Below are 19,573 nucleotides of genomic sequence, written 5' to 3' on the forward strand. Positions count from 1 at the left end.
TCGAGGGTTGTCAGCGCTGCAAAATTAAAAATGTTGAAATCCTTGATTGAGGTTAAGGGCAACATCAGGCTGTCCATTGCTCTGGCTTAACCAAACTTCGCTGCCTGCAACAATACTGCCAACAATCGCCGCTCCATTACCCAAACGCTGCCCTATCACCTCAGCCAGATCAGGAGGCAAACACAGCACCAGTTCAAAATCTTCCCCCCCGTACAAAGCCCAATCCAGCGCTTGCTCTGGAGAAAGCCATTGCTTAAAAGCAGACGGCATAGGAATTTTTGCCCTTTCCAACTTGGCTCCTACACTGCTAGCTCGACAAATTTGTAGGACGGCATCTGCTAGCCCATCACTGCTATCCATCCCAGCCAGCCTAAAGGGAATTTGGACGGGAGATTGGAGGGAATAAACCTCTTGCAAGATTGGCAGAATGTCTAAACGTGCAGCAGGACGTTGGTGCGCTTTGATGAGCTGATCGCGATCGCCCCCACTCAGCCCCACCCCCGCATCGGGATTCAGTAACAGTTCCAACCCAGCCCGCGAGGCTCCATGAACGCCCGTCACCAGAATTGCATCTCCCGGTTGCGCCTGAGAACGAAGGATTGCTTGATCCGGAAAGACCTGACCAAAGGCAGCAATTGCCACCGTTAACACCGTCGAGCGGCACACATCCCCACCCACAATCGGCGTATTGTATTGCGCCAAACAATCAGCTAGGCCCTGGTAAAGCTGTTCTACCCAGCTCACGGGCAAGTCTCCTGGCAAACCCAGCCCAACCGTAATTCCCAAGGGAGAAGCACCCATTGCGGCTAGGTCGGAGAGGTTGGCGATCGCCGCCCGCCATCCCACATCTGCCGGAGAAGTCGTATGCACACCCGGAGATGCCAGTCCCACACTGAAATGCACTCCGTCAACCAGGATATCGGTCGTGACCACAACCGACTGGCCCATCGCCACAGCCATCAGTGCTGCATCATCACCAACTACAGCAGGGGGGCAAAAACGCTGCAACTTTTGCAAAAGCGCCTGCTCCCCCAAATCACGAATCAACATGAGACAACTTTAAGCAGCTTGCGGCTCTACCAGATTTTCAGCGCCTTTGACGACTTTGGCAGAGATAATCTTGTCGCCTTGCTTGAGTTGTTCTAGAACTTCCTTATTCTCGATGACGTAGCCAAAGACCGCATAACGTCCATCCAGCAAATTCAGCCCAGCAGGAGTCAATTCTGGCTCAAACAGGAAGAAAAAGAATTGCGACGAACCTCCATTGGCATCCTCACCGGGACGAGCCATTCCCAACGTGCCGTAGGCAGAGAAAGGTAGTACGGGCTTATCCAGATAGCGTCCTGCATCCTCTAGCGTGATTCCATAAGTCGGCTCAGTGTCACCTTCTACCAAAACTTCCAAAGGAATTGCCCGATATTCACCCGTGTTCGGATCAATAAAGCCTTCTTCTTCTCCGGGTGGATCGCCGATTTGCACTACGTAAAAGTCTTCTGCACGGGTAAACTCTAGCCCGTCATAGAAGCCACGCTGCACCAAATCGACGAAATTTCCAGCGGTGACAGGAGCACTATAGCCATCCACAACCAGCGTCATCGTGCCTTTACTAGTTTCGACCTCAACTGTGGCACGACCCTTAAGTTGGGGCAAATTGCTGTATTCAGCAGGCACCTCAAAGGGAAAATCTTGTACCATCAACTCTTCGAGCTGACCGACCATGTCCAACATTTTGCCCCGCCGAATCCAGATCGCTTCTTTGTCTTTGGTTTCGACGTCTTGCCGCATAGCGTTGATCTCATTCTGCAATTGCAAGACAAGATATTCTGCTTGAGGCTTGTTCTCATCGGGAACGGTAGTCAGCAATTCTGAACGGCGCGAATTGAGAATTCGTTCGGCTTGAGCCAAATTGCCGTTGATTGCACCAAATCGTCTGCGTGCCCGCAGCACTTCCGAAATTTCTTCAATGCTGGTTTGAATTCGTCGCACGGCAGTGTTGTCAATCGGCAATGCATATCTAAGCAACGCTTTGCCATCAGTAATGGCGTTACCAGGCGGCAAAGCGCTAATCAATACATCCGCTGAGGCTGGGCTAACGCACCAAGTTGTACTGAGTCCCAGAAATAGAGCAGCCTGCACTGCGATCAAGACTCCGGCTTTGAGGTAGGGGCTAAGGAAGCTGGCAAACCTCTTGCAAAGTTCAGTTGAACTCGTCTTGGGGGATTCACTAGCCGTTTTTGCAAGAGCGATAGTCATCAGAATTGCTTAAAGAACTCGGCATGAGAGCGGGGATTTTTTGGAACAACCCCATGTTTAATCTTGCCATAGTGGGGGGAATGGGGATGAGGATTGGCGATCGCCAATCCTCATCCCCTAATCTCCAATCCCCAAAATGCTTCTCAGGAAAGTGAAGACGCACCCACTTGAGCGGTACAATAAGTTGCCAATTGTTCTCCTTCAAAAGATTCATGATTTCCAGCAATGACTTTCGCCCAGGTGTCAGCATTGAGCTAGATGGCTCCGTGTGGAAGGTGGTTGAATTCCTCCACGTCAAGCCAGGGAAAGGGTCTGCATTCGTCCGCACTAAGCTAAAAAATGCTCAGACTGGCAGCGTGATCGAGCGGACGTTTCGAGCCGGTGAGACGGTTCCTCAGGCGACGCTCGAAAAAAGCACGATGCAGCACACCTACAAAGAAGCTGATGACTACGTCTTCATGGATATGGAGACCTACGAGGAAGGACGCCTCAACGCCCAGCAGATTGGCGATCGCGTCAAATACCTGAAAGAAGGTATGGAAGTAAACGTCGTGCGCTGGGGGGAGCAGGTCATCGAAGTTGAACTGCCCAACTCTGTCGTGCTGGAGGTGACGGAAACTGACCCAGGAGTCAAGGGTGATACGGCGACCGGAGGCACCAAGCCCGCAATTGTTGAAACGGGCGCTCAGGTGATGGTGCCGCTGTTTATTTCAATTGGCGAACGGATCAAGATCGACACCCGCAATGATACATACTTAGGACGAGAGAATTAGTGGTTTAGCTGGGTGGTGGCGACAGGCGATAGGCTAAAAGCGCCATGGCCCAAGCCTGTTGCCTGTTGCCTATTTTGAGGGGTCACATAAGTGGAATTTGATTTTAACGAACTCCGTCAACTGCTGGCGGTGCTAAATCAAACGGACATAGCAGAACTGACGTTAAAGAGCGATGACTTTGAGCTAGTCGTGCGGAAGGGCTCTCAGATTGGCGATCGCCCTCCAAGCAGTGGTGTTGTTGGGGCAGAAGGCTTTGCGCCACCCGTAGCGATTTTGCATTCCCCAACTCCTGGGGCAGCTACGACGACAGCCGATGTTAGCGTCACCGCTTCAGTGCCGACCCCTGCCCCTCCTGCAAGCGATCGCCTGGTCGATGTGATGTCGCCTATGGTCGGCACCTTCTACCGTGCGCCCGGTCCAGACGAGTCACCTTTTGTAGAAGTGGGCGATCGCATTCGCCCAGGGCAAACCGTCTGCATCATCGAAGCGATGAAGCTGATGAACGAGCTAGAAGCCGAAGTATCCGGCGAAATTGTAGAAATTTTGGTGCAAAACGGAGAGCCCGTAGAATACGGGCAAGCTCTGATGCGAGTCAACCCTGGCTAGATTAAACATCAGCGGGTTCTAGCCGCAAGAATACTTCCTCAAATCGCCACAGCAAGTGACTACTCAAGTTTTGGGAATAGCTCCACCAGCCGTTCAGGGCAAAAATGTACTCCCTTGGTAGGCTACCTGCGGGGGCACGAAAGCCATATTTGAACGTATCCCACTGGAGCAGCCAAATATTATTCACATACCAGCCAATTTGCGCTCCAAATTTGCATTCACTCTTGCTTTGGGCAAACAGCCAGGAGTCTGTTTTGCAGTTTAGCTCACGCCAAATTTTGCTTTGAGTGCTAAACCCAAAGCGGCCGTTGCTATATTTGACCCAAAGGCGATCGATCGCAGCAAGTGTTGCAACAGGCAAATTTCTCACATCTTCTTCACTGAGCCAACCCGCTTCTTCGCGATTCATAATCTTCAGCAAGATTGCTTTAGTCTCAAGGTCTGCATCTTTCCAACGACCCGATGCCATGAGTAGCTGCAAGTAACTTAAATCGGTTGATTGAGGTTGTGCTTGATAAGTTGTGTTTTCTTGATAAGCTGTATTTCCTTGGTAAGCTGTGTTTTCTTGATAACTTGTATTTTGGTGAGCCCAATCTGAATAAGTTGCGTTTTGGTAAGACGTATTTTGATAGTTCGAGCTTTGATAGTGCGGGCTTTGGTAAGACGTATTTTGAGGATTTTGATAAGTAAAGTTGTCAGCAGAATTTTGAGGAGGCTCGTTGTAGCGGGGCTCATTATAGGGTGTTGAAAAGCCCATTTCAGGAGCGAAGTCATAGGACTTTAGAAAAGCATAAGCTGCATTAATTTCCTTCACCTTTTCCTGGGCTTTCTGTTGGAGCCTGGGATTGTGCGTGAAGCGGTCAGGATGCCAAACAACAATCAAATCCTTGTATGCCTGTTTCACTTCATGCTTTGATGCACCGGGCTTAAGGTCAAGAATCTGGTAGTAGTAGGCACAATCCATAAGAAATCAACTGAGATAGGGTAAATTGCTTGAAACTCAAACAGATTAGCTTTTGTAGTTTACAGACCAAGTTTATTTCAGTCCGGATATCCTCAAAAACTCAACTAGAATCTTCAAAGCTAGCAACTGCATCATGACAAAACTTAGGGCGATCGCTTCTAATTTCGTTGGCTACTTAACTCGGTTTAAGCCATTGAATGCATGACTAATTCATATCAATTCCCTAAAGATTTGCTGTTAGAGAGTATGGTTTATGAATTTAATCGATCGCATCAGTTGGGCTGCCCTTGAGCGCATGATTCACACTCAGTTTCCAGCAGTTCGGCAAATTGAATCTGAAGAACTGGCAGCGAGACTAGAGCAGACAGATTTGCCCCAGCTAATTTTGCTGGATACGCGCAACCCGGCAGAATTTGCGGTTAGTCATTTAGCTAACGCCCGGCAAGTTGATCCTAAGCTGGAAATATTCGAGAGCCTAAGACTCCCTTTGAACACGCCAATTGTGACGTACTGCTCAGTCGGATATCGGTCGTCAGCGATCGCCTCTCGCTTACAAGCGGCAGGCTACTCCAACGTGGTCAACTTGAAGGGATCAATCTTTCAATGGGCAAATCAAGGCAGACCCGTTTACCGAAACGAACAGATTGTTCAACAGGTCCATCCTTACAATTCGCTCTGGGGAAGACTTTTAGATGCTAAATTTCATGCTTACGAACCGTAGTCAAACAATAAAAACTGCTATCGAATTTGCTCAAAAGCGTTTGCTCAAAATCAACAATTTGTTCTGAGAAGATCAAGTGCATTTATGCAGATTTATCAGAAGCACATGGAGGAAATTTAGCTTTCGAACTTTTGTCGGTGGGATTCTCCAGACCAAAACAGACGGATATCTGTACCGGACCTCTTGGGACAAATTCGCCAAAATTAAGAAGTAACCGGAGGAACTTCCTATGACAAGCAACCAACCAGGCAATCAAAAATCTTTTGTTCAATCGATTTATCAGTGGTACCGCAGCACCATTCGCAATCCTAAATATCGCTGGTGGATCATCTTAGGAACTCTGGCTTACTTTTTCAGCCCCATTGACATTGCTCCAGATTTCATCCCGGTGATTGGGCAGATCGATGATGTAATGCTAATGACTCTACTGGTGTCAGAGCTATCTCAATTGATGATCGAGCGGGTTAGAAATCGCAAAGATGAAGATGCAGTTGCAGTAGGTAGCGATCGGGTCGCCTCAAGCGTAGAGCAAGAACCTGTTACTGTTGATGCCATCCCCGTTGAGTAGCCGAACCTCCTAAAAATTTGAGATTTAACCTTCTGTAGAGACACGATTCAACGTTTTCCTTAATGAAGGGGACAGGGCAAAGCTCTGTCCTTTTTTTTGCCCAAATTTGTCCTAAAAGGATTGACTCACCTGACGTTCTAGATGAGCCGCAATGCTCGCCTGTTTCTCTAAATCATCCGTTTCCAAATAAACTCGCATTAAAGGTTCTGTACCAGACGGACGCAGTAATACCCAACTGCCATCTTCCAGATAAAGTTTAATTCCATCCTTGCGACCGATCTGCTTAACCCTGATTCCGGCGATGTCGGCTGGCGGATTCTGGCTAAAGGTATCCATCAGAGCTGCTTTGTGAGAATTGCTCAGGTGAAAGTCGAGCCGATGTTCGTAACGAGGTCCTCCAGCATCGGCGATCGCCTCTTCTACCAGTTGGCTCAGCGGTTTGCCTGCGTAGGCGATCGCCTCCACCACGAGCAGGGCTGCTAGTACCCCATCCTTTTCAGGAATGTGTCCTGCAATGCTCAGCCCGCCTGACTCCTCACCGCCAATTAGCACGTTGGCAGTTCGCATTTTTTCGCCAATATGCTTGAATCCGACTGGCGTTTCATAAAGCTCCAGCCCATATTTCAGTGCCAAATTATCGAGCAGATGGGTTGTGGCAACCGTCCGAGCGATCGCCCCCGTCTTACCCCTCTGTTCAACCAAATGGCGCGTCAGCAGCAGCAAAATTGCGTTGGGCGTGAGAATATTTCCCTGATCATCCACAATGCCAAAGCGATCGCTATCTCCATCAGTGGCAACTCCCAGAGCCGCCTTATCCTGCTGCACTGCTTTCACCAAGCCTCTCAATTGCTTGCCTTTGGGTTCAGGAATGCCACCACCAAACAGCACGTCTCGCTGCATGTGGAAGGCTTCAGTCTGACAGCCGCAGTGGCTTAACGCGACATCCAAATAGCCACGCGAAGTTGAGAACAGCGCATCGTACTTGACCTGTAGATTAGCCTTGCGAATCCGCTCGATATCCAGCAGCGTGTATAAGAACCGGAGGTAGTTAGGTTTAGGGTCAAAGGTAGAAATCTGATCAGTCCGATCGCTGCTGGGAGGTCGAGTCGATACTCGATCGAGCTGAGCTACGATTGCATCGGTAATTTTTGATGTAGCCGGGCCAGCATAGTCAGGGATATATTTGATGCCGCAATACACGGCTGGGTTGTGGCTGGCTGTGAACATAAGCGCGCCTGCCGAGTTGAGCAATTTGGCGCTGTAAGCGATCGCTGGAGTTGGGCAATCTCGCTCTACCAGTTTGACTGTCCAGCCTGCATCTGCCAGCACTACTGCTGCTGTTTTGGCAAATTGATCGGCAAGGAAGCGAGTGTCATAGGCAACCAAAACAGGACGCGATTTGGAATAGGCAGTTTCTAGATAATGGGCGATCGCCCGTGTGACTCTACACACATTGGCAAAGGTAAAATCATCCGCAATGATTCCACGCCAGCCGTCCGTGCCAAAGCAAATTTGGCTTGTATCGTTGGCTGCCTTCATTCTGCCTTTCCTCCCTCACCTGAGTCGAATATAGCGCTTTACGCTCGACTCGCCACTCGCCATCTCTGATGACTATTGCTGCGTCTACTGATTTCCTGCGCCTACGCAGCTCTCAGCTAGACAAACCACCAACACCGAGGTAATCGTAGCGGTTGGTTGAAATTCTTGAGTTTCATTAAAATCAGCGGTTGTCGAAGGATAAACGCCAGCAGTTTGCTGATTGAAATTGCCCGTTCCAAAGGAAAGGTTAGAGGCAGGATGATTCTCAAAACGGACGTATTCCCGCCCTTCGTTCTGCGTGTTGTAGGAAAGCGTTGCTTTACCGTAAGCTGATTCTGCTTGAGCGATCGCCACTCCCGGACCCACTGATTCACCAGTGAGAAACTTAGGATTATCAGTCATTAATCCTTGAATCACATCTTCATCTGTAAAGGTTCCACCTGGCAGATAGAGAATGTAAAACTGAACTTCGCCAGCTTGACGAACGGCGATCGCATCAAAGTCTGCAATAAAAGGAGACTCAACCACAAACTCGGTTTCTGCTCCCAACGCCTGCTTTAACTCGCCCAGGGTCATTCCTAATTTGGCTAGCCCAATTCCCTCGGCTGAGATGCGTCGCTCATCGGAAACAGCTGTCTCTGATACTGAAGGAGTAGAACTGGGAGACGGAGCACCTTCTTCAGCAGCAGGCGTGCTATCTGGCACAGAAGCTTCTGGACTGACGGGAGGAACAGTACCGCAACCCGCCAACCCCAGCAAAATACCAGAGAAAATTAAGTACTTTTTCACAAACGTCTAACTGAAATTTCAATGGAATCGTAACAAGTAACCTTAGATCAACGGAAGCAATTTGAGCAACTTAGTTCCCCCTTCTCGCTCTGGTTGAAAATACGAAATAAATGGAGCGATCGCCTAGTAGAAATCTATCGAGGTTAGTCCGGCATCCGTTAAATCAGAGGTTTCACCATCCATACAGATTGGGAAGTATAACCTAGTTTCTGGTAAAGGCTAATCGCAGGTTGATTTGCAACAAAAACCTGTAGACCCATTTGACGATCGCCCCTCTCCCTTGCCCACTCCTCCGCATGGTGCATCAATGCTGACCCAATTCCTTTACGACGATGAGCAGGCAGCACATAAAGCAAGAAAATATGAGAGTGGCGATCGCCTTTTACCTGATCAATAGCGTTTCCTAACCACAAGCAAGCAATTGGCGATCGCGCATAAGTTCCCGTACCAAATTCAGGCTTATGAGCATCGGACTGCCCAATCCACCAGAGCGGCGTTTCCTTAGAAAAATACTGCTCAACAGTTCGCGCAAGATGAGCAAAGGACTGATCAGGATATAGCTCCTGATACGTGCGCTGCATAAACTGCACCAACAGCGCCCGATCCAGCCCCGAACCTGACCAAAGCACATAATCGGTGGGAATTGCCACAGCTAAAACCCAGCGACGCTAAAAGGAAGCCGCTTCGGGCAAGCCATGCACCAAAATTTCTAATGTGGGAGGCAAATCTGCAACGGCTTCGGTGTCTGCGGCTTGTGCTTGCTCCTCTGGCTGCTCAATAGGAGCAGGAGCCATCATGTCAGAAGGCAGGAAAATTCGCGCACTGACAGCAACGAGGGCGACCACAAAAACCAGGACAACTAAAAGCGGCGCAATATATTGACGAAAAATAGCCATGATGGGTGAAGGGATTTTAAGAAAAAATCTCAAGTTTTATAAAGCTCTTTCATCCATCCTACTACCATTCATTCTGAGTGATCGCTATCCTCGACATCTCCTAAGCCCGGTCTAGGAACTGCCAACGGACGCGGATGCCAGGGAGCAAACAGCGGCAACAGCAACAGCCCCGGCAAAGCCGCAATCAGAGTCAATAGGAAAAAAGTTGTCCACCCTGTAAGTTCTACAATTCTTCCGGCTGGAGCCACCAAAATATCGCGGCTGACTGCCATTAAGCTAGACAGCAAGGCAAACTGCGTCGCCGAAAATCGCTGATTGCAAAGACTCATCAGAAATGCCACAAAGGCAGCAGTTCCCAAGCCAGCACAGAAGTTTTCGATATTGATCGCTACAACCATGAAGGGATAGTTTCGACCGATTTGCGCCAGGATGAGGTAAGTCAGGTTGCTAACTGCCTGAAGTCCACCAAAGATCCAGAGGGAACGGTTGATTCCCAATTGGCTTAAAACCGCACCACCCGCCAACACACCTACGATTGTTGCCAGCAGACCCATTCCACCCTGGATGGCACCAATATCAGTTTGACTAAAGCCAGCCTGCAGCAGAAATGGCAGGGACATATTGTTGACTAACGCATCGCCCAGTTTATAGAGAACGATGAAAACTAGAATAGCGATACCCTGGAACAACCCCGATCGCTGAAAAAATTCCAGGAAGGGCATTTTGATTGCTTCTGCCAAAGAGGATGGCGGGCGATCGCGCAAAACTGGTTCCGGTGCCCAAATGGAAAAAACAATACTAATCGCCATCAACCCTGCCAGGCACAGATAAACTGCCGTCCAGGGAATTCGATCTGCCAGGATAAGCGCCAGGGAACCTGTCAACAGCAGCGCAACCCGATACCCCAAAACGGCAACGGCTGCTCCGGCTCCCATTTCTCGCTCTTCCAGCACATCGGTGCGGTAAGCATCAAACGCAATATCTTGACTGGCGCTAAGAAACGCGATCAGCAATGCATTCACGGCAAGAAGCTGGAGCGCTTGAGTTGGGTTTTGCAGAGCCATAGCGGCGATCGCCAATGTCAACCCCACTTGCGTAATCACCAGCCAACCCCGACGACGACCCAAGAATGGTGGCATGTAGCGATCGATCAACGGCGACCAGAGAAACTTCAGCGAATAGGGCACCCCCACCAAACTAAAGGCTCCAATCGAGGCTAGATCAACTCCCTCAACTGTCATCCAGGACTGTAGCGTCCTACTCGTCAAAAACAGCGGCAGTCCTGACGCAAATCCCAGAAACAGCAGTGCTGCCATTCGCTGGCTCTGAAAAACCTTAAAGAAAGAATCAACTGACTTCACGATCGCCCTCCGGCTCCTGACAGGAGAAATGCCTCCTTTCTGATTCAGTCATCTTGCCACAGAGCGATTATCAAAAAGTCTTTGTTTCCCGCTAATGCACCAACCCCTGCAGGAAGAGTCACCCTTACAATCATTCACCAGTCATTCTTCCTATCTGCTTCATCACCTGTAGCACCTTAAAAAGCACATTACGTCCCGGCAATAGCATCACATCCGAGACATCATAACGAGGCTGTGGTTCTTGAATGAGTTTAATGAAAGCAAAACTGCTGCCGTTGGTTACCAATCCATAGGTCAATCGCGCAGGGTGAGGAGTTGCCAGCATATATCCCAACGCCTGAGGGATTGCGCGATCAATGCCAAAGACCGAATTTTTTGCCTCCACTACCAAAACCCAGAAAAAGTCTTTGATCACCAGCGCATCAATTCGACCTCTCCAAAGTTCATTTGCTTCTGTAACTTCAATCTGTACTGGCTCCTCCAGCCTGACCTCAAACGGATATCGATAGAACCCAGCTAGATGCAACAAAGGAGAAACCACTATTAGCTTGATCAAACCTTCAGAAATTTGCCCCATTCGAGTTTGATCAAAATACTCTTGCTGTACCTGCTCCAGATAGCGTTTTTCCTCATCACTCAACTCGGGAAGAGCTTCATGCCACTCCGCAAAAAACTCAGGATCATCTGTTAGCTTGAGATTCTGCTTTTCCTCTAGCTCCGGCAACGTGAGGTTACTGATTGCAAGGCTCTGTACCATTTGTATCTCAGCTGCGGATCTGGACCGGCATGACCAGGTAAGTCATTTTCGTGCCGCCTAAAGGAGTGAGAATTGACGGGCTGGTTGCCGTATTGAACTGCATCTGAATTTCGGTAGTGTTGAGAGCCTTCAGGCCTTCCACCAGATATTTCACGTTGAAGGCGATTTCTAAGTCTTCACCAGAAATTTGCGCCGCGACGGATTCGCGTCCACTGCCCACGTCAGCCGCGTCTACCGACAAAACTAACTCTTGCTCAGCGTTGTTCATTTCCAGCTTCACAATGCTGTTTTTTTGGTCTGCGAGGACTGCAATTCGCTCTAACGCACCAACAAATAGGCGACGCTCAACCGTCAGTTGGCGGGAAAACTGACGCGGAATCAGTTGCCGATAGTTGGGATATTGTCCTTCGAGTAAGCGGCTGGTGAGGCGCTGATTTGCCCACTCGAAGGTTAACTGCCCCTGGTCAAAGTGAACGGCGATCGCCCCCGTATCCTGATGCACTTGCAGCATTCGCTCTAGCTCTCGTAGAGCTTTACTCGGAACCGTCACATCAAATTCGGCTTTTGCCTCTGCATCAGTCGTTCCTTTGCCATTTGCCTTAGCTGCGCTAGACGGTTCCACATCCGGTTCCACGTTCACAGTTTGGACTACCGCAAGACGATGTCCATCCGTTGCGGCAAATTCCAGGCTGTCTGGCTCCACCGTCAAATGCACCCCGGTTAAAACCTGCTTGGTTTCATCAGCACTCGTTGAGAACAGCGACCCGCGCAGCCCTTCAATCAAAGATTCAACGGGCAAATAGGTCACATCCCCATCTTCAATCGTTGGCAATTCGGGATACTCTTCTGCACCCATGCCGCGAACCTGATACCGCCCAAAGGCACAGGTCAGCGTTGCAGTCATATCACCCGATTCAGTTGCCAAAGTAATTTCGCCATCGGGCAAACGCGAAACGATATCGCTCAGCAGCTTAGCAGGCAGGGTCAGCGTCCCCCCTTCCTCAACCTGTGCCGCAAAGCTAGTTTGCACTCCCAAACTCAAGTCAAATCCAGTGAGACTGACGCGCTGAGTTTCCTCATCCGCCTTCAACAGCACATTTGCCAAAACGGGATGGCTGGGACGCGAAGGAACAGCGCGGCTAACCAGGGAAAGGTGAGAACTTAGTTCGTTTTGGGCACAAATGAGTTTCATGGGTGAAAAATTGATGCTTGCGGCTGTCTGATTGAGGGCTTCTGGGTCAAAGACGGATTGAAGGAACTTGGGTATGCTCTGCGAGATTTCAACTTTTAGACGCTTTAACTTGAGTTAGCTGGCTTGGCTAGTAATGGGTTCGCGCTTGTTTTGTAACGGCTCAGTATTTAGAGATCAGATCCTTTGTACTATTTAGTTGTACAAAAGCTAGTACTTCAACTAGTACATTGAAAAGCCAAGGACAAGTTCTGCTTGGAACGAGATCCTAACACCCTTACCGCCTTTAATTGAACCTTTCAATTTGTTGAATCTGAAGCATTCATCCGTGACTTTAAAGGATTCCGGATCGGATCTTTAAAAAAAGATCGGTAGTAGTAGGGCCTGTGGAAAATGTGGAAAAAGTCAGGGGATCACGCCAGCGTAGGGATCTTGAAAGTTTCTAACTTGTGGAGAACTTGTGGAAAAAGAGAAGAGAGTTTTACCCAGTATTTATACTCATCTAGCATTTCCACCTAAACCCTGGCTTTTCCACGTTGGTTTCCCCAAAGTTTTCCACAGAAAAATGGTGCTTTTCCACAGCATTTTTCCTCTTAATATTCCTTAATTTAAGAACGCTACAAAAGTTTACTTTAGGGGACTTAGGGAAAACCTCTATATGAATTTCGTCAGGTTTGCTGGAAAATATCTCTGCTCTATACAGAAAGATCTCTGAAGAATAGCAACTTTTTGGCGAAAGTTTGTTGTTTAGCCTGTAAATGAAGCGATTTTGGCAGGAGTAATGAGGTCGCTCCAGAAACTGCACCAATAAGAATGTCAAGAATTGGGCTTGTGCTGCTTAGAGCTTGATTAAACAGCCTGGTTTAAGTACATTTGTACTATATTCATGCGTTGTTGGTTCTGCAATGCAGATGCCAGGGTTGAACGGGAGAGGGCAGGATGAGTCTTGAGCAAACGAATCAGTTGATTCAATTAGTCCTAAATTCGGTGTTGATGGTGGCAGCGTGCGTGGTGATTTTGGGTGGACTGCTGGTGCGCCACACGGCAACTCACAGACAACTGCGATCGCTCACTCAGGAATATTCTGAGCTAATGGGTGGGTCGGTTTTGCTCAGGGGCGATCGCTTGCTCCAGGTCAAGCACCAACTGCGGCAGTTGCGACAGCAATATCAGGATGCCTATCGCAGCATTTTGGTGATTCACTATGCGCTGTTCATGTTTGTGTTGAGCGGGCTGACCGTTGCCCTGAGAACGATCGCGAATGCGGATTGGCTGATTACAGCAGCATTAGTGCTATTTATCGTTGGGTTGGTCATGCTGCTGCTGGGATTAGCGCTGGCGTTGGCAGACCTTCATGCAGCCAAGCGATCGCTCTGGAATGAGATCCAGTGGGCGCTCAGCTTAGGCAATGCAGGGGAAACACCTTTACTGGAAGGCAAACCTGAAATGTTGGAGAAGCGATCGCCCCTCCCCAAAAAAACAACTCGCAAACTTCCTAAACTGACCAAATCCTCTAGGCAACAAAAACCTAAAACCGGAGTGATTTAATACCGCTACTGCTGTACACCTCGCTGGCGGCTCGATGCAGCAGCGAGTGACGATAGACCAGTGCTTCAAAATCATCGCCATAGCCGCCGCCAATGACACAAGCGACCGGATAGCCTTGGGCAGCACAGGTACTCAAAACCTGCATTTCCCGGCAAAAAAGGCCGCGGTCGCTGAGAGCCAGTTTGCCCAGGCGATCGCCCGAATGTGGATCAACTCCCGCGTCGTATAGCACCAGGTCGGGCTGAAACCCAGACAGCAAATCGGGTAAATATTTCGCCAAGGTTTGCAGATATTCCTCATCTTCCATGCCGACGGGTAAAGGCACATCCAGGTCGCTGGTTTGCTTGGTGCCGGGAAAATTCACCTCGCAATGCATAGAGAAGGTAAAAACAGTCGGGTCGTCCTGAAAAATGAATGCAGTGCCGTCTCCCTGATGCACGTCCAGGTCTACAATCAGGACTTTTTGGGCTAACCCTTGCTGCTGAATCACACGAGCGGCGATCGCCAAATCATTAAAAATGCAGAACCCTGACCCGTAGCTAGGAAAAGCGTGATGGGTGCCGCCTGCCGTATTGCAAGCCAGCCCATGCTCTAGCGCCAGTCGTGCCGTTAAAATTGTGCCACCCACTGCAATGCAGGTACGCTGAACCAGCGCCGGACTCCAGGGTAAGCCAATTCGCCGCTGAGCCTTGGCATCCAGCGTTCCCTCGCAGTAATCTCGAATGTATTCCGGTGTATGCACCAGTTCGATCCACTCCTGGGGCGGGGCTTCAGGCTGATGAAATTGGGATGCAGAAGCGACTCCATCCGCCAGCAGGGTTTGGTACAGCCGCCTAAACTTCTCCATTGGGAACCGATGTCCAGGTGGCAGAGGTACAACGTAATCAGGGTGATAAACGAACGGCAGATCCATCTAACGTAAAATCAATCCTTGTACTTAAACCCGTCATGCAAACCGAAACGTTTTGGCAATTAGGCAGCAACAGCCCCGACAATGCCAGCCATTTTGCCACGATCAGCCGATGGTGGGCTGAGTTGAGTGGCAAGGAAGTTACCTGGCGACAACGCCTGATTCCTCCCAATGGAGATTTGAGCGTACTGAACTGGGAAACCCAGCGGTTCGACGAGACGATTCTCTTTGATGCGGCTGAAACGCGCGGTATCACGCTCTACTGGCGCAAATCTGGCTCTACGGATGAACGCAATACCACCCCTCACAAACTGGCACTCGATCATTTGCATCAGCGCCTTTATGTTTTTCCGCGATCGCAGCAAGAAGTCGTGATTCAGATTGGAGTCCCTGAAGAGGTTTACCGATCGCTCGTCGTTACAAACCCCCAAATCGAACGTAGCACAAGCGGCAAAGACCAAATTCTCACCCTCAAAGACGACCTCCAGCAGCTAGAGATCAAAATCTCTTTGGGCGCTGAAAATTTCGAGCAACTCAAGCGACTGCTCAGAGTCGAAGACTAATCCCAACAGAATCTTAGCGAGAAGCGACAGCCTGAGCCATTTTTCCCTACAGTTAAAACAGTAGACACTTTTTGGCACGCCGATGATGGTGCGGCAGGCTGCGCTACCATTCACGCAGGAGTCCTAGTGGGTACGGTGTTCAGGTTTCTTGAGGTGTTATGTCGTCTTTCAATTGGTTTAATCGGCAGTACAACGATCGTGTCGATGCTCAGACCGAGCCAGCAGAAACTCCTTCAACTGAGCCAGAGACCGAATCAGCAGAACCCGCGGCGGCGGACTCAACCCCAGATGTGTCAGCAGACTACCTCAACTGGGCAAAAGCAGCTTACCAAAACATTCAAAAGCGCCAGCAGACCAGTACAACCGCTTCACCGCCAACCGTTACCGAAACGGCTCAGGCTAACTCTGCAGAAACTCCCCAAGCCGCTGAATCATCTGACTCTGTGTCTGAACCAGCAGAGCCAGTTTCTCCTATAGCTGAGTCAGAAACGGAATCAGCGCCAACGGCTGAACCTGCTTCTGAAGGCGAGGCTGAATCGGCTTCTGAAGCTTCTCTAGAAACTCTTCCTGAGCCTACTGCTGAACCTACCTCAGAACTTGTTGCAGAAACTGCTGCTGAACCTGATGCGGAAGTTTCCTCCACAGAGAGCATTCCTGAAAGTTCTACCGAAACACCTGCAAGTGATGAAGTTGCTGTCACTGCTCCTCTGCCTTTTTGGGCGCAAGCAGAAGCAGAGCGGCAAGAACGCTTGGAGCGACTTAAAGCAACAGCAATCGAAGAACCTGAACCTGTTCCTGTTGCTGCAACAACAGCAACTCCAGAAGAAACCGCTGATTCCGGTTTTCCTGGAATTGAATTTGACGAAAATTTCCTCTGGTCAGCCGAGGTGTTAGCGTCCCAGGGTCGCCGTCCCGAGCAAATTTCAGTTGAAGAAATTACCTGGCTAAAGCGGCTGCGGCAGGGACTAGATAAAACCCGTCGCAACCTGGTGAATCAACTGCGGTCAATCGTTGGGCAAGGACCGCTCAACCAGGATGCGGTCATGGAGATCGAGTCGCTGCTGCTTCAGGCTGATGTGGGAATTGTGGCGACCGACTACATCATCGAGTCACTGCAAAACAAGCTGCGCCAGGAAGCACTGCCCCCAGCGGAGGCGATCGCTTACCTCAAGCAAATCCTGCGCGACATGCTGGACAACCCTCTGGGCAAATCCTATTCCCCCATCTTCGCACCCGAAAAAGAGACGCTCAACATCTGGTTAATAACCGGGGTAAATGGTGCCGGGAAAACGACAACAATCGGCAAAATCGCTCATATTGCCAAAAAATCGGGCTATAACTGTCTGATCGCTGCGGCTGACACTTTCCGGGCTGCGGCGGTGCAGCAGGTTAAAGTATGGGGCGATCGCAGCAACGTAGAGGTGATTGCTAACCCCGGCAAAAATACCGATCCGGCTGCCGTTGTGTTTGATGCGATCGCTGCTGCCCAATCTCGCAACACCGAACTGCTGCTCATCGACACCGCAGGTCGCTTGCAAAACAAGAAAAACCTGATGGACGAGCTGAGCAAAGTTCGCCGCATCATCGACAAAAAAGCGCCGAACGCCAAAATTGAGTCGCTGCTCGTGCTGGATGCCACGCTGGGGCAAAATGGACTGCGTCAGGCGGAAGTCTTCTCTGAGGCAGCTCAGCTTAGCGGTGTCGTCCTCACCAAGCTAGATGGCACTGCCAAAGGCGGAATCGCTTTAGCAGTCGTACAGCAGCTTGGACTACCCATTCGCTTTATTGGAGCAGGCGAAGGCATCGAAGACTTACGCCCCTTTTCCAGCTACGAGTTCGTCGAAGCGCTTCTTAGCGGCTGAGTCAAGACTGTTTCAAAGCAATTTGAATAGACATGCGGTAGATTCCTGTACGGGCTTGACAACGCTAAGCCCCTGCTTAAACTTGGCTATCACAAGCTCTGTTTAGACTGAAATGTTTTAGCATTTAGCAAACATATGTCATCAGTTCGACACAATCTTGTCAGACTGTGAGTATATCTAAAGAGTTTGAGAATGCACCTGCAACCTGTGGCAAGTAGCTGAGAAGATTTCAGACTAATTCTCTGAATCTTTCCCCTACTCAATACTTCACAGTCTTGTTGTGTTCTGTCGTGTCTCAACTTGGATGAGTAATGACTTTTGCAACCTACCAATCTAAGAAAATCGGGTATCGAGCAGGACGGTGGATTCGCGCTACAGTATGGTTTGGGCTAAGTGTAGCTGTGAGTCTGTTGATTTGGGCGATCGCTCCAGCCACACACGCTCAAACACCTGAGACACCGTCAGCCGAGACATCGCCAGCGGAGACACCAGCAGAAGATCCATCATTGGCTGCTCCTAGCCTCAGTTTGGAGCTTCCAGACTTTAGCGATTTACTTCCCTCTGATACATCAGAAATTGATACCCAATCTGTCTACCTGGATGGAAATCAACTGTTTATAGTTGCGGCTCCAGATATAACCGTAGATGACCCTAACGATTCAGAAAATGGCTCCAGCGCTCTTAACGCACGGGTCAATAGCATTGAAACTCAACTCAAACAAATCGTTAATGCCGACTTTAATCCCGCTACACTACAACTCACTTCAGAGTATGTAGAAGCTGAGGAAGTATTTGTAATTAATGCCAGCTACGGCATGGGTGAAAATGAGACAAACGAAGATTACTTGCTGACTGTTAATGCATTAGACGCTCAGGCAAACGGGGTTGACGACTTAGAAACCTGGACAAACGAGCTAACCGAAAGAATTGAAGGAGCACTGCTTAGAGCTGAGCAAGAACGTCGTCCAGACTCTTTAAGACAACAGATCTCGATCGCCAGTGGCATTTTACTCGTGATGATTGTTGCAAGCTTTTTGCTTACTGTGTTTCAGCAGCAAGCCAAGCAAAAACATCGCTTTATTACGGCACGGCGAGAAGCAGATGCTCAAGAAATGTCAGCGGCAGCAGATACCGGCAACCCAACCGAGATGACGACTGCCCTGTTACAGCGGCAAATGCACAACCGCCAACAGCACAACCTCAACGAAATTCAACGGCGACTGTTTCAACTCGGTCAAGTTTTCATCTGGGGAGGTGGCACACTAATAATCCTGGGGCTATTCCCTTACACTCGCTGGGTGCAGCCCCTAATCCTCAACTGGAATTGGATACAATTTCCGCTCTACATCACACTGATCCTGTTTAGTACCTACGTTGCCATTCGTATCAGTGATGTTTTAATCGATCGCTTTTTCTTAGTTCTGCAAAGCGGTACCAGCTTTAGGGCAGAAACTTCTCAGCGACTAGCACTCCGATTTTCGACTTTTTCCCGTGTTGCCAAAAGCATCATTGCAGTACTTCTAGTCAGTTCTGGGATTGTTACCTCTCTTGCTGTCGTAGGAATTGAAATTGCTCCTCTCTTGGCTGGAGCGGGGATTATTGGTTTAGGAATTTCTTTTGCGTCACAAAGTTTGATCAAAGACATCATCAATGGCTTTCTCATCCTATTTGAAGACCAGTATGGAGTCGGAGACGTAATCATCGTTGGAGACGTCGCTGGATTAGTGGAAAACATGAACCTTCGCATTACTCAACTGCGAAATGAAGAAGGACGTTTGATCACAGTTCCAAATAGTGAAATCAGAATTGTGCAAAACCTCTCCAAAGAGTGGTCGCGGGTCGACTTAACGATCACGATCGCCAACAATGCCAACCTGGACGAAGCGCTCAAAGTAGTTAATGACGTAGCTCAAGAAATGAGTCATGATCGCCACTGGCGTTCTCTAATTTTGGAGTCTCCTTTGTTGCTGGGAGTAGATAAGCTTGATCATATCGGCTCAATGATACGACTTTGGATAAAAACCCAGCCGCTCAAACAGTGGGATGTTGCACGAGAATATCGCCGTCGTCTAAAGCTAGCTCTTGATGAAGCCGGAATTGCCATTGGCGTGCCTCAACAGTCGCTCGTATTTAAGAGTGATTTGCGCCTTGCAGGTGAATTAGCTGAGGAGCAGAATGGTGGTGAAGATGGACAAAAGGCAGACGGAGGATTTACTCATACCGAGTCGCGTTCTTCCGGTCCAACCAATCCATTTCACGTGGGCAACTAAAATA

At 49.3% G+C, this 19,573-nt stretch carries 19 protein-coding genes; 8 read left to right on the top strand and 11 right to left on the bottom strand.

The annotated features are described in order from the left end of the window. Window positions 1-24: 24 nt before the first annotated feature. Window positions 25-1,050, bottom strand: a complete 1,026-nt coding sequence (gene thiL, locus H6G00_RS24645) for a thiamine-phosphate kinase (RefSeq protein ID WP_190644065.1) — start codon at window positions 1,048-1,050, stop codon at window positions 25-27. 9 nt (window positions 1,051-1,059) lie between these two features. Then, on the bottom strand, window positions 1,060-2,253 hold the full coding sequence (locus tag H6G00_RS24650; protein ID WP_190798771.1) for a peptidylprolyl isomerase: 1,194 nt from the start codon (window positions 2,251-2,253) through the stop codon (window positions 1,060-1,062). 212 nt (window positions 2,254-2,465) lie between these two features. On the opposite strand from H6G00_RS24650, the gene efp reads away from it, so the two are divergent. Continuing rightward, the gene (efp, locus tag H6G00_RS24655) at window positions 2,466-3,026 is read left to right on the top strand and encodes an elongation factor P (protein ID WP_190644067.1); all 561 of its coding nucleotides are present in this window, start codon (window positions 2,466-2,468) and stop codon (window positions 3,024-3,026) included. Between the two features lie 90 nt (window positions 3,027-3,116). Further along, complete coding sequence (accB, locus tag H6G00_RS24660; RefSeq protein ID WP_190798772.1) at window positions 3,117-3,632, top strand: acetyl-CoA carboxylase biotin carboxyl carrier protein; 516 nt, start codon at window positions 3,117-3,119, stop codon at window positions 3,630-3,632. Between the two features lies 1 nt (window position 3,633). Here accB and H6G00_RS24665 read toward each other — a convergent pair whose 3' ends face one another. Continuing rightward, window positions 3,634-4,596, bottom strand: a complete 963-nt coding sequence (locus tag H6G00_RS24665; RefSeq protein ID WP_190798773.1) for a GUN4 domain-containing protein — start codon at window positions 4,594-4,596, stop codon at window positions 3,634-3,636. A gap of 253 nt (window positions 4,597-4,849) precedes the next feature. On the opposite strand from H6G00_RS24665, the gene H6G00_RS24670 reads away from it, so the two are divergent. Beyond that, window positions 4,850-5,317, top strand: coding sequence for a rhodanese-like domain-containing protein (locus tag H6G00_RS24670; protein WP_190798774.1), 468 nt, complete (start codon window positions 4,850-4,852; stop codon window positions 5,315-5,317). Between the two features lie 229 nt (window positions 5,318-5,546). Next, complete coding sequence (locus tag H6G00_RS24675; protein ID WP_190798775.1) at window positions 5,547-5,885, top strand: YkvA family protein; 339 nt, start codon at window positions 5,547-5,549, stop codon at window positions 5,883-5,885. Between the two features lie 111 nt (window positions 5,886-5,996). Here the strand turns inward: H6G00_RS24675 and H6G00_RS24680 are convergent, their stop codons facing one another. The 7 genes from H6G00_RS24680 to dnaN form a co-directional block, all read right to left on the bottom strand. Beyond that, window positions 5,997-7,424: a phosphoglucomutase/phosphomannomutase family protein gene (locus H6G00_RS24680; protein WP_190798776.1), complete on the bottom strand. Its 1,428-nt coding sequence runs from the start codon at window positions 7,422-7,424 to the stop codon at window positions 5,997-5,999. A gap of 84 nt (window positions 7,425-7,508) precedes the next feature. After that, entirely contained in the window at window positions 7,509-8,213 is a 705-nt protein-coding gene (locus H6G00_RS24685; protein ID WP_199318691.1) for a hypothetical protein, read from the bottom strand. Between the two features lie 158 nt (window positions 8,214-8,371). Continuing rightward, entirely contained in the window at window positions 8,372-8,863 is a 492-nt protein-coding gene (locus tag H6G00_RS24690) for a GNAT family N-acetyltransferase (protein WP_347278221.1), read from the bottom strand. An 18-nt stretch (window positions 8,864-8,881) separates the two neighbouring features. Continuing rightward, window positions 8,882-9,109, bottom strand: coding sequence for a hypothetical protein (locus tag H6G00_RS24695; RefSeq protein ID WP_190644073.1), 228 nt, complete (start codon window positions 9,107-9,109; stop codon window positions 8,882-8,884). A 68-nt stretch (window positions 9,110-9,177) separates the two neighbouring features. After that, entirely contained in the window at window positions 9,178-10,425 is a 1,248-nt protein-coding gene (locus H6G00_RS24700; protein ID WP_190798792.1) for an AmpG family muropeptide MFS transporter, read from the bottom strand. 175 nt (window positions 10,426-10,600) lie between these two features. Continuing rightward, window positions 10,601-11,227, bottom strand: coding sequence for a type I restriction endonuclease subunit R (locus H6G00_RS24705; protein WP_190798777.1), 627 nt, complete (start codon window positions 11,225-11,227; stop codon window positions 10,601-10,603). Window positions 11,228-11,234: 7 nt separating this feature from the next. After that, a complete protein-coding gene (gene dnaN, locus H6G00_RS24710) occupies window positions 11,235-12,419 on the bottom strand; it encodes a DNA polymerase III subunit beta (protein ID WP_190798778.1) in 1,185 nt (394 codons plus the stop codon). A 936-nt stretch (window positions 12,420-13,355) separates the two neighbouring features. Here dnaN and H6G00_RS24715 point away from each other — a divergent pair. Next, window positions 13,356-13,964: a DUF2721 domain-containing protein gene (locus H6G00_RS24715; RefSeq protein ID WP_190798779.1), complete on the top strand. Its 609-nt coding sequence runs from the start codon at window positions 13,356-13,358 to the stop codon at window positions 13,962-13,964. Here the strand turns inward: H6G00_RS24715 and H6G00_RS24720 are convergent. Continuing rightward, complete coding sequence (locus H6G00_RS24720; RefSeq protein WP_190798780.1) at window positions 13,945-14,877, bottom strand: histone deacetylase; 933 nt, start codon at window positions 14,875-14,877, stop codon at window positions 13,945-13,947. The genes H6G00_RS24715 and H6G00_RS24720 overlap by 20 nt on opposite strands. A gap of 35 nt (window positions 14,878-14,912) precedes the next feature. Here H6G00_RS24720 and H6G00_RS24725 point away from each other — a divergent pair, with 35 nt between their 5' ends. The 3 genes from H6G00_RS24725 (at window position 14,913) to H6G00_RS24735 (ending at window position 19,569) form a co-directional block, all read left to right on the top strand. After that, complete coding sequence (locus H6G00_RS24725; protein WP_190684550.1) at window positions 14,913-15,437, top strand: hypothetical protein; 525 nt, start codon at window positions 14,913-14,915, stop codon at window positions 15,435-15,437. A 158-nt stretch (window positions 15,438-15,595) separates the two neighbouring features. Continuing rightward, on the top strand, window positions 15,596-17,299 hold the full coding sequence (ftsY, locus tag H6G00_RS24730) for a signal recognition particle-docking protein FtsY (protein ID WP_190798781.1): 1,704 nt from the start codon (window positions 15,596-15,598) through the stop codon (window positions 17,297-17,299). 311 nt (window positions 17,300-17,610) lie between these two features. Continuing rightward, entirely contained in the window at window positions 17,611-19,569 is a 1,959-nt protein-coding gene (locus H6G00_RS24735; RefSeq protein WP_190798782.1) for a mechanosensitive ion channel family protein, read from the top strand. The last annotated feature ends 4 nt before the right edge of the window (window positions 19,570-19,573 follow it).

The sequence above is a fragment of the Leptolyngbya sp. FACHB-541 genome (genome assembly GCF_014695875.1).
Lineage (GTDB): Bacteria > Cyanobacteriota > Cyanobacteriia > Elainellales > Elainellaceae > JAAUTN01.

What these genes read in the sequence shown, in the direction of transcription:
- thiL (WP_190644065.1), bottom strand. Translation starts at nt 1,050, where the DNA reads ATGTTGATTCGTGATTTGGGGGAGCAGGCGCTTTTGCAAAAGTTGCAG.
- H6G00_RS24650 (WP_190798771.1), bottom strand. Translation starts at nt 2,253, where the DNA reads ATGACTATCGCTCTTGCAAAAACGGCTAGTGAATCCCCCAAGACGAGT.
- efp (WP_190644067.1), top strand. Translation starts at nt 2,466, where the DNA reads ATGATTTCCAGCAATGACTTTCGCCCAGGTGTCAGCATTGAGCTAGAT.
- H6G00_RS24665 (WP_190798773.1), bottom strand. Translation starts at nt 4,596, where the DNA reads ATGGATTGTGCCTACTACTACCAGATTCTTGACCTTAAGCCCGGTGCA.
- H6G00_RS24670 (WP_190798774.1), top strand. Translation starts at nt 4,850, where the DNA reads ATGAATTTAATCGATCGCATCAGTTGGGCTGCCCTTGAGCGCATGATT.
- H6G00_RS24675 (WP_190798775.1), top strand. Translation starts at nt 5,547, where the DNA reads ATGACAAGCAACCAACCAGGCAATCAAAAATCTTTTGTTCAATCGATT.
- H6G00_RS24680 (WP_190798776.1), bottom strand. Translation starts at nt 7,424, where the DNA reads ATGAAGGCAGCCAACGATACAAGCCAAATTTGCTTTGGCACGGACGGC.
- H6G00_RS24695 (WP_190644073.1), bottom strand. Translation starts at nt 9,109, where the DNA reads ATGGCTATTTTTCGTCAATATATTGCGCCGCTTTTAGTTGTCCTGGTT.
- H6G00_RS24700 (WP_190798792.1), bottom strand. Translation starts at nt 10,425, where the DNA reads ATGGCAGCACTGCTGTTTCTGGGATTTGCGTCAGGACTGCCGCTGTTT.
- H6G00_RS24705 (WP_190798777.1), bottom strand. Translation starts at nt 11,227, where the DNA reads ATGGTACAGAGCCTTGCAATCAGTAACCTCACGTTGCCGGAGCTAGAG.
- dnaN (WP_190798778.1), bottom strand. Translation starts at nt 12,419, where the DNA reads ATGAAACTCATTTGTGCCCAAAACGAACTAAGTTCTCACCTTTCCCTG.
- H6G00_RS24715 (WP_190798779.1), top strand. Translation starts at nt 13,356, where the DNA reads ATGAGTCTTGAGCAAACGAATCAGTTGATTCAATTAGTCCTAAATTCG.
- H6G00_RS24720 (WP_190798780.1), bottom strand. Translation starts at nt 14,877, where the DNA reads ATGGATCTGCCGTTCGTTTATCACCCTGATTACGTTGTACCTCTGCCA.
- H6G00_RS24725 (WP_190684550.1), top strand. Translation starts at nt 14,913, where the DNA reads ATGCAAACCGAAACGTTTTGGCAATTAGGCAGCAACAGCCCCGACAAT.
- ftsY (WP_190798781.1), top strand. Translation starts at nt 15,596, where the DNA reads ATGTCGTCTTTCAATTGGTTTAATCGGCAGTACAACGATCGTGTCGAT.
- H6G00_RS24735 (WP_190798782.1), top strand. Translation starts at nt 17,611, where the DNA reads ATGACTTTTGCAACCTACCAATCTAAGAAAATCGGGTATCGAGCAGGA.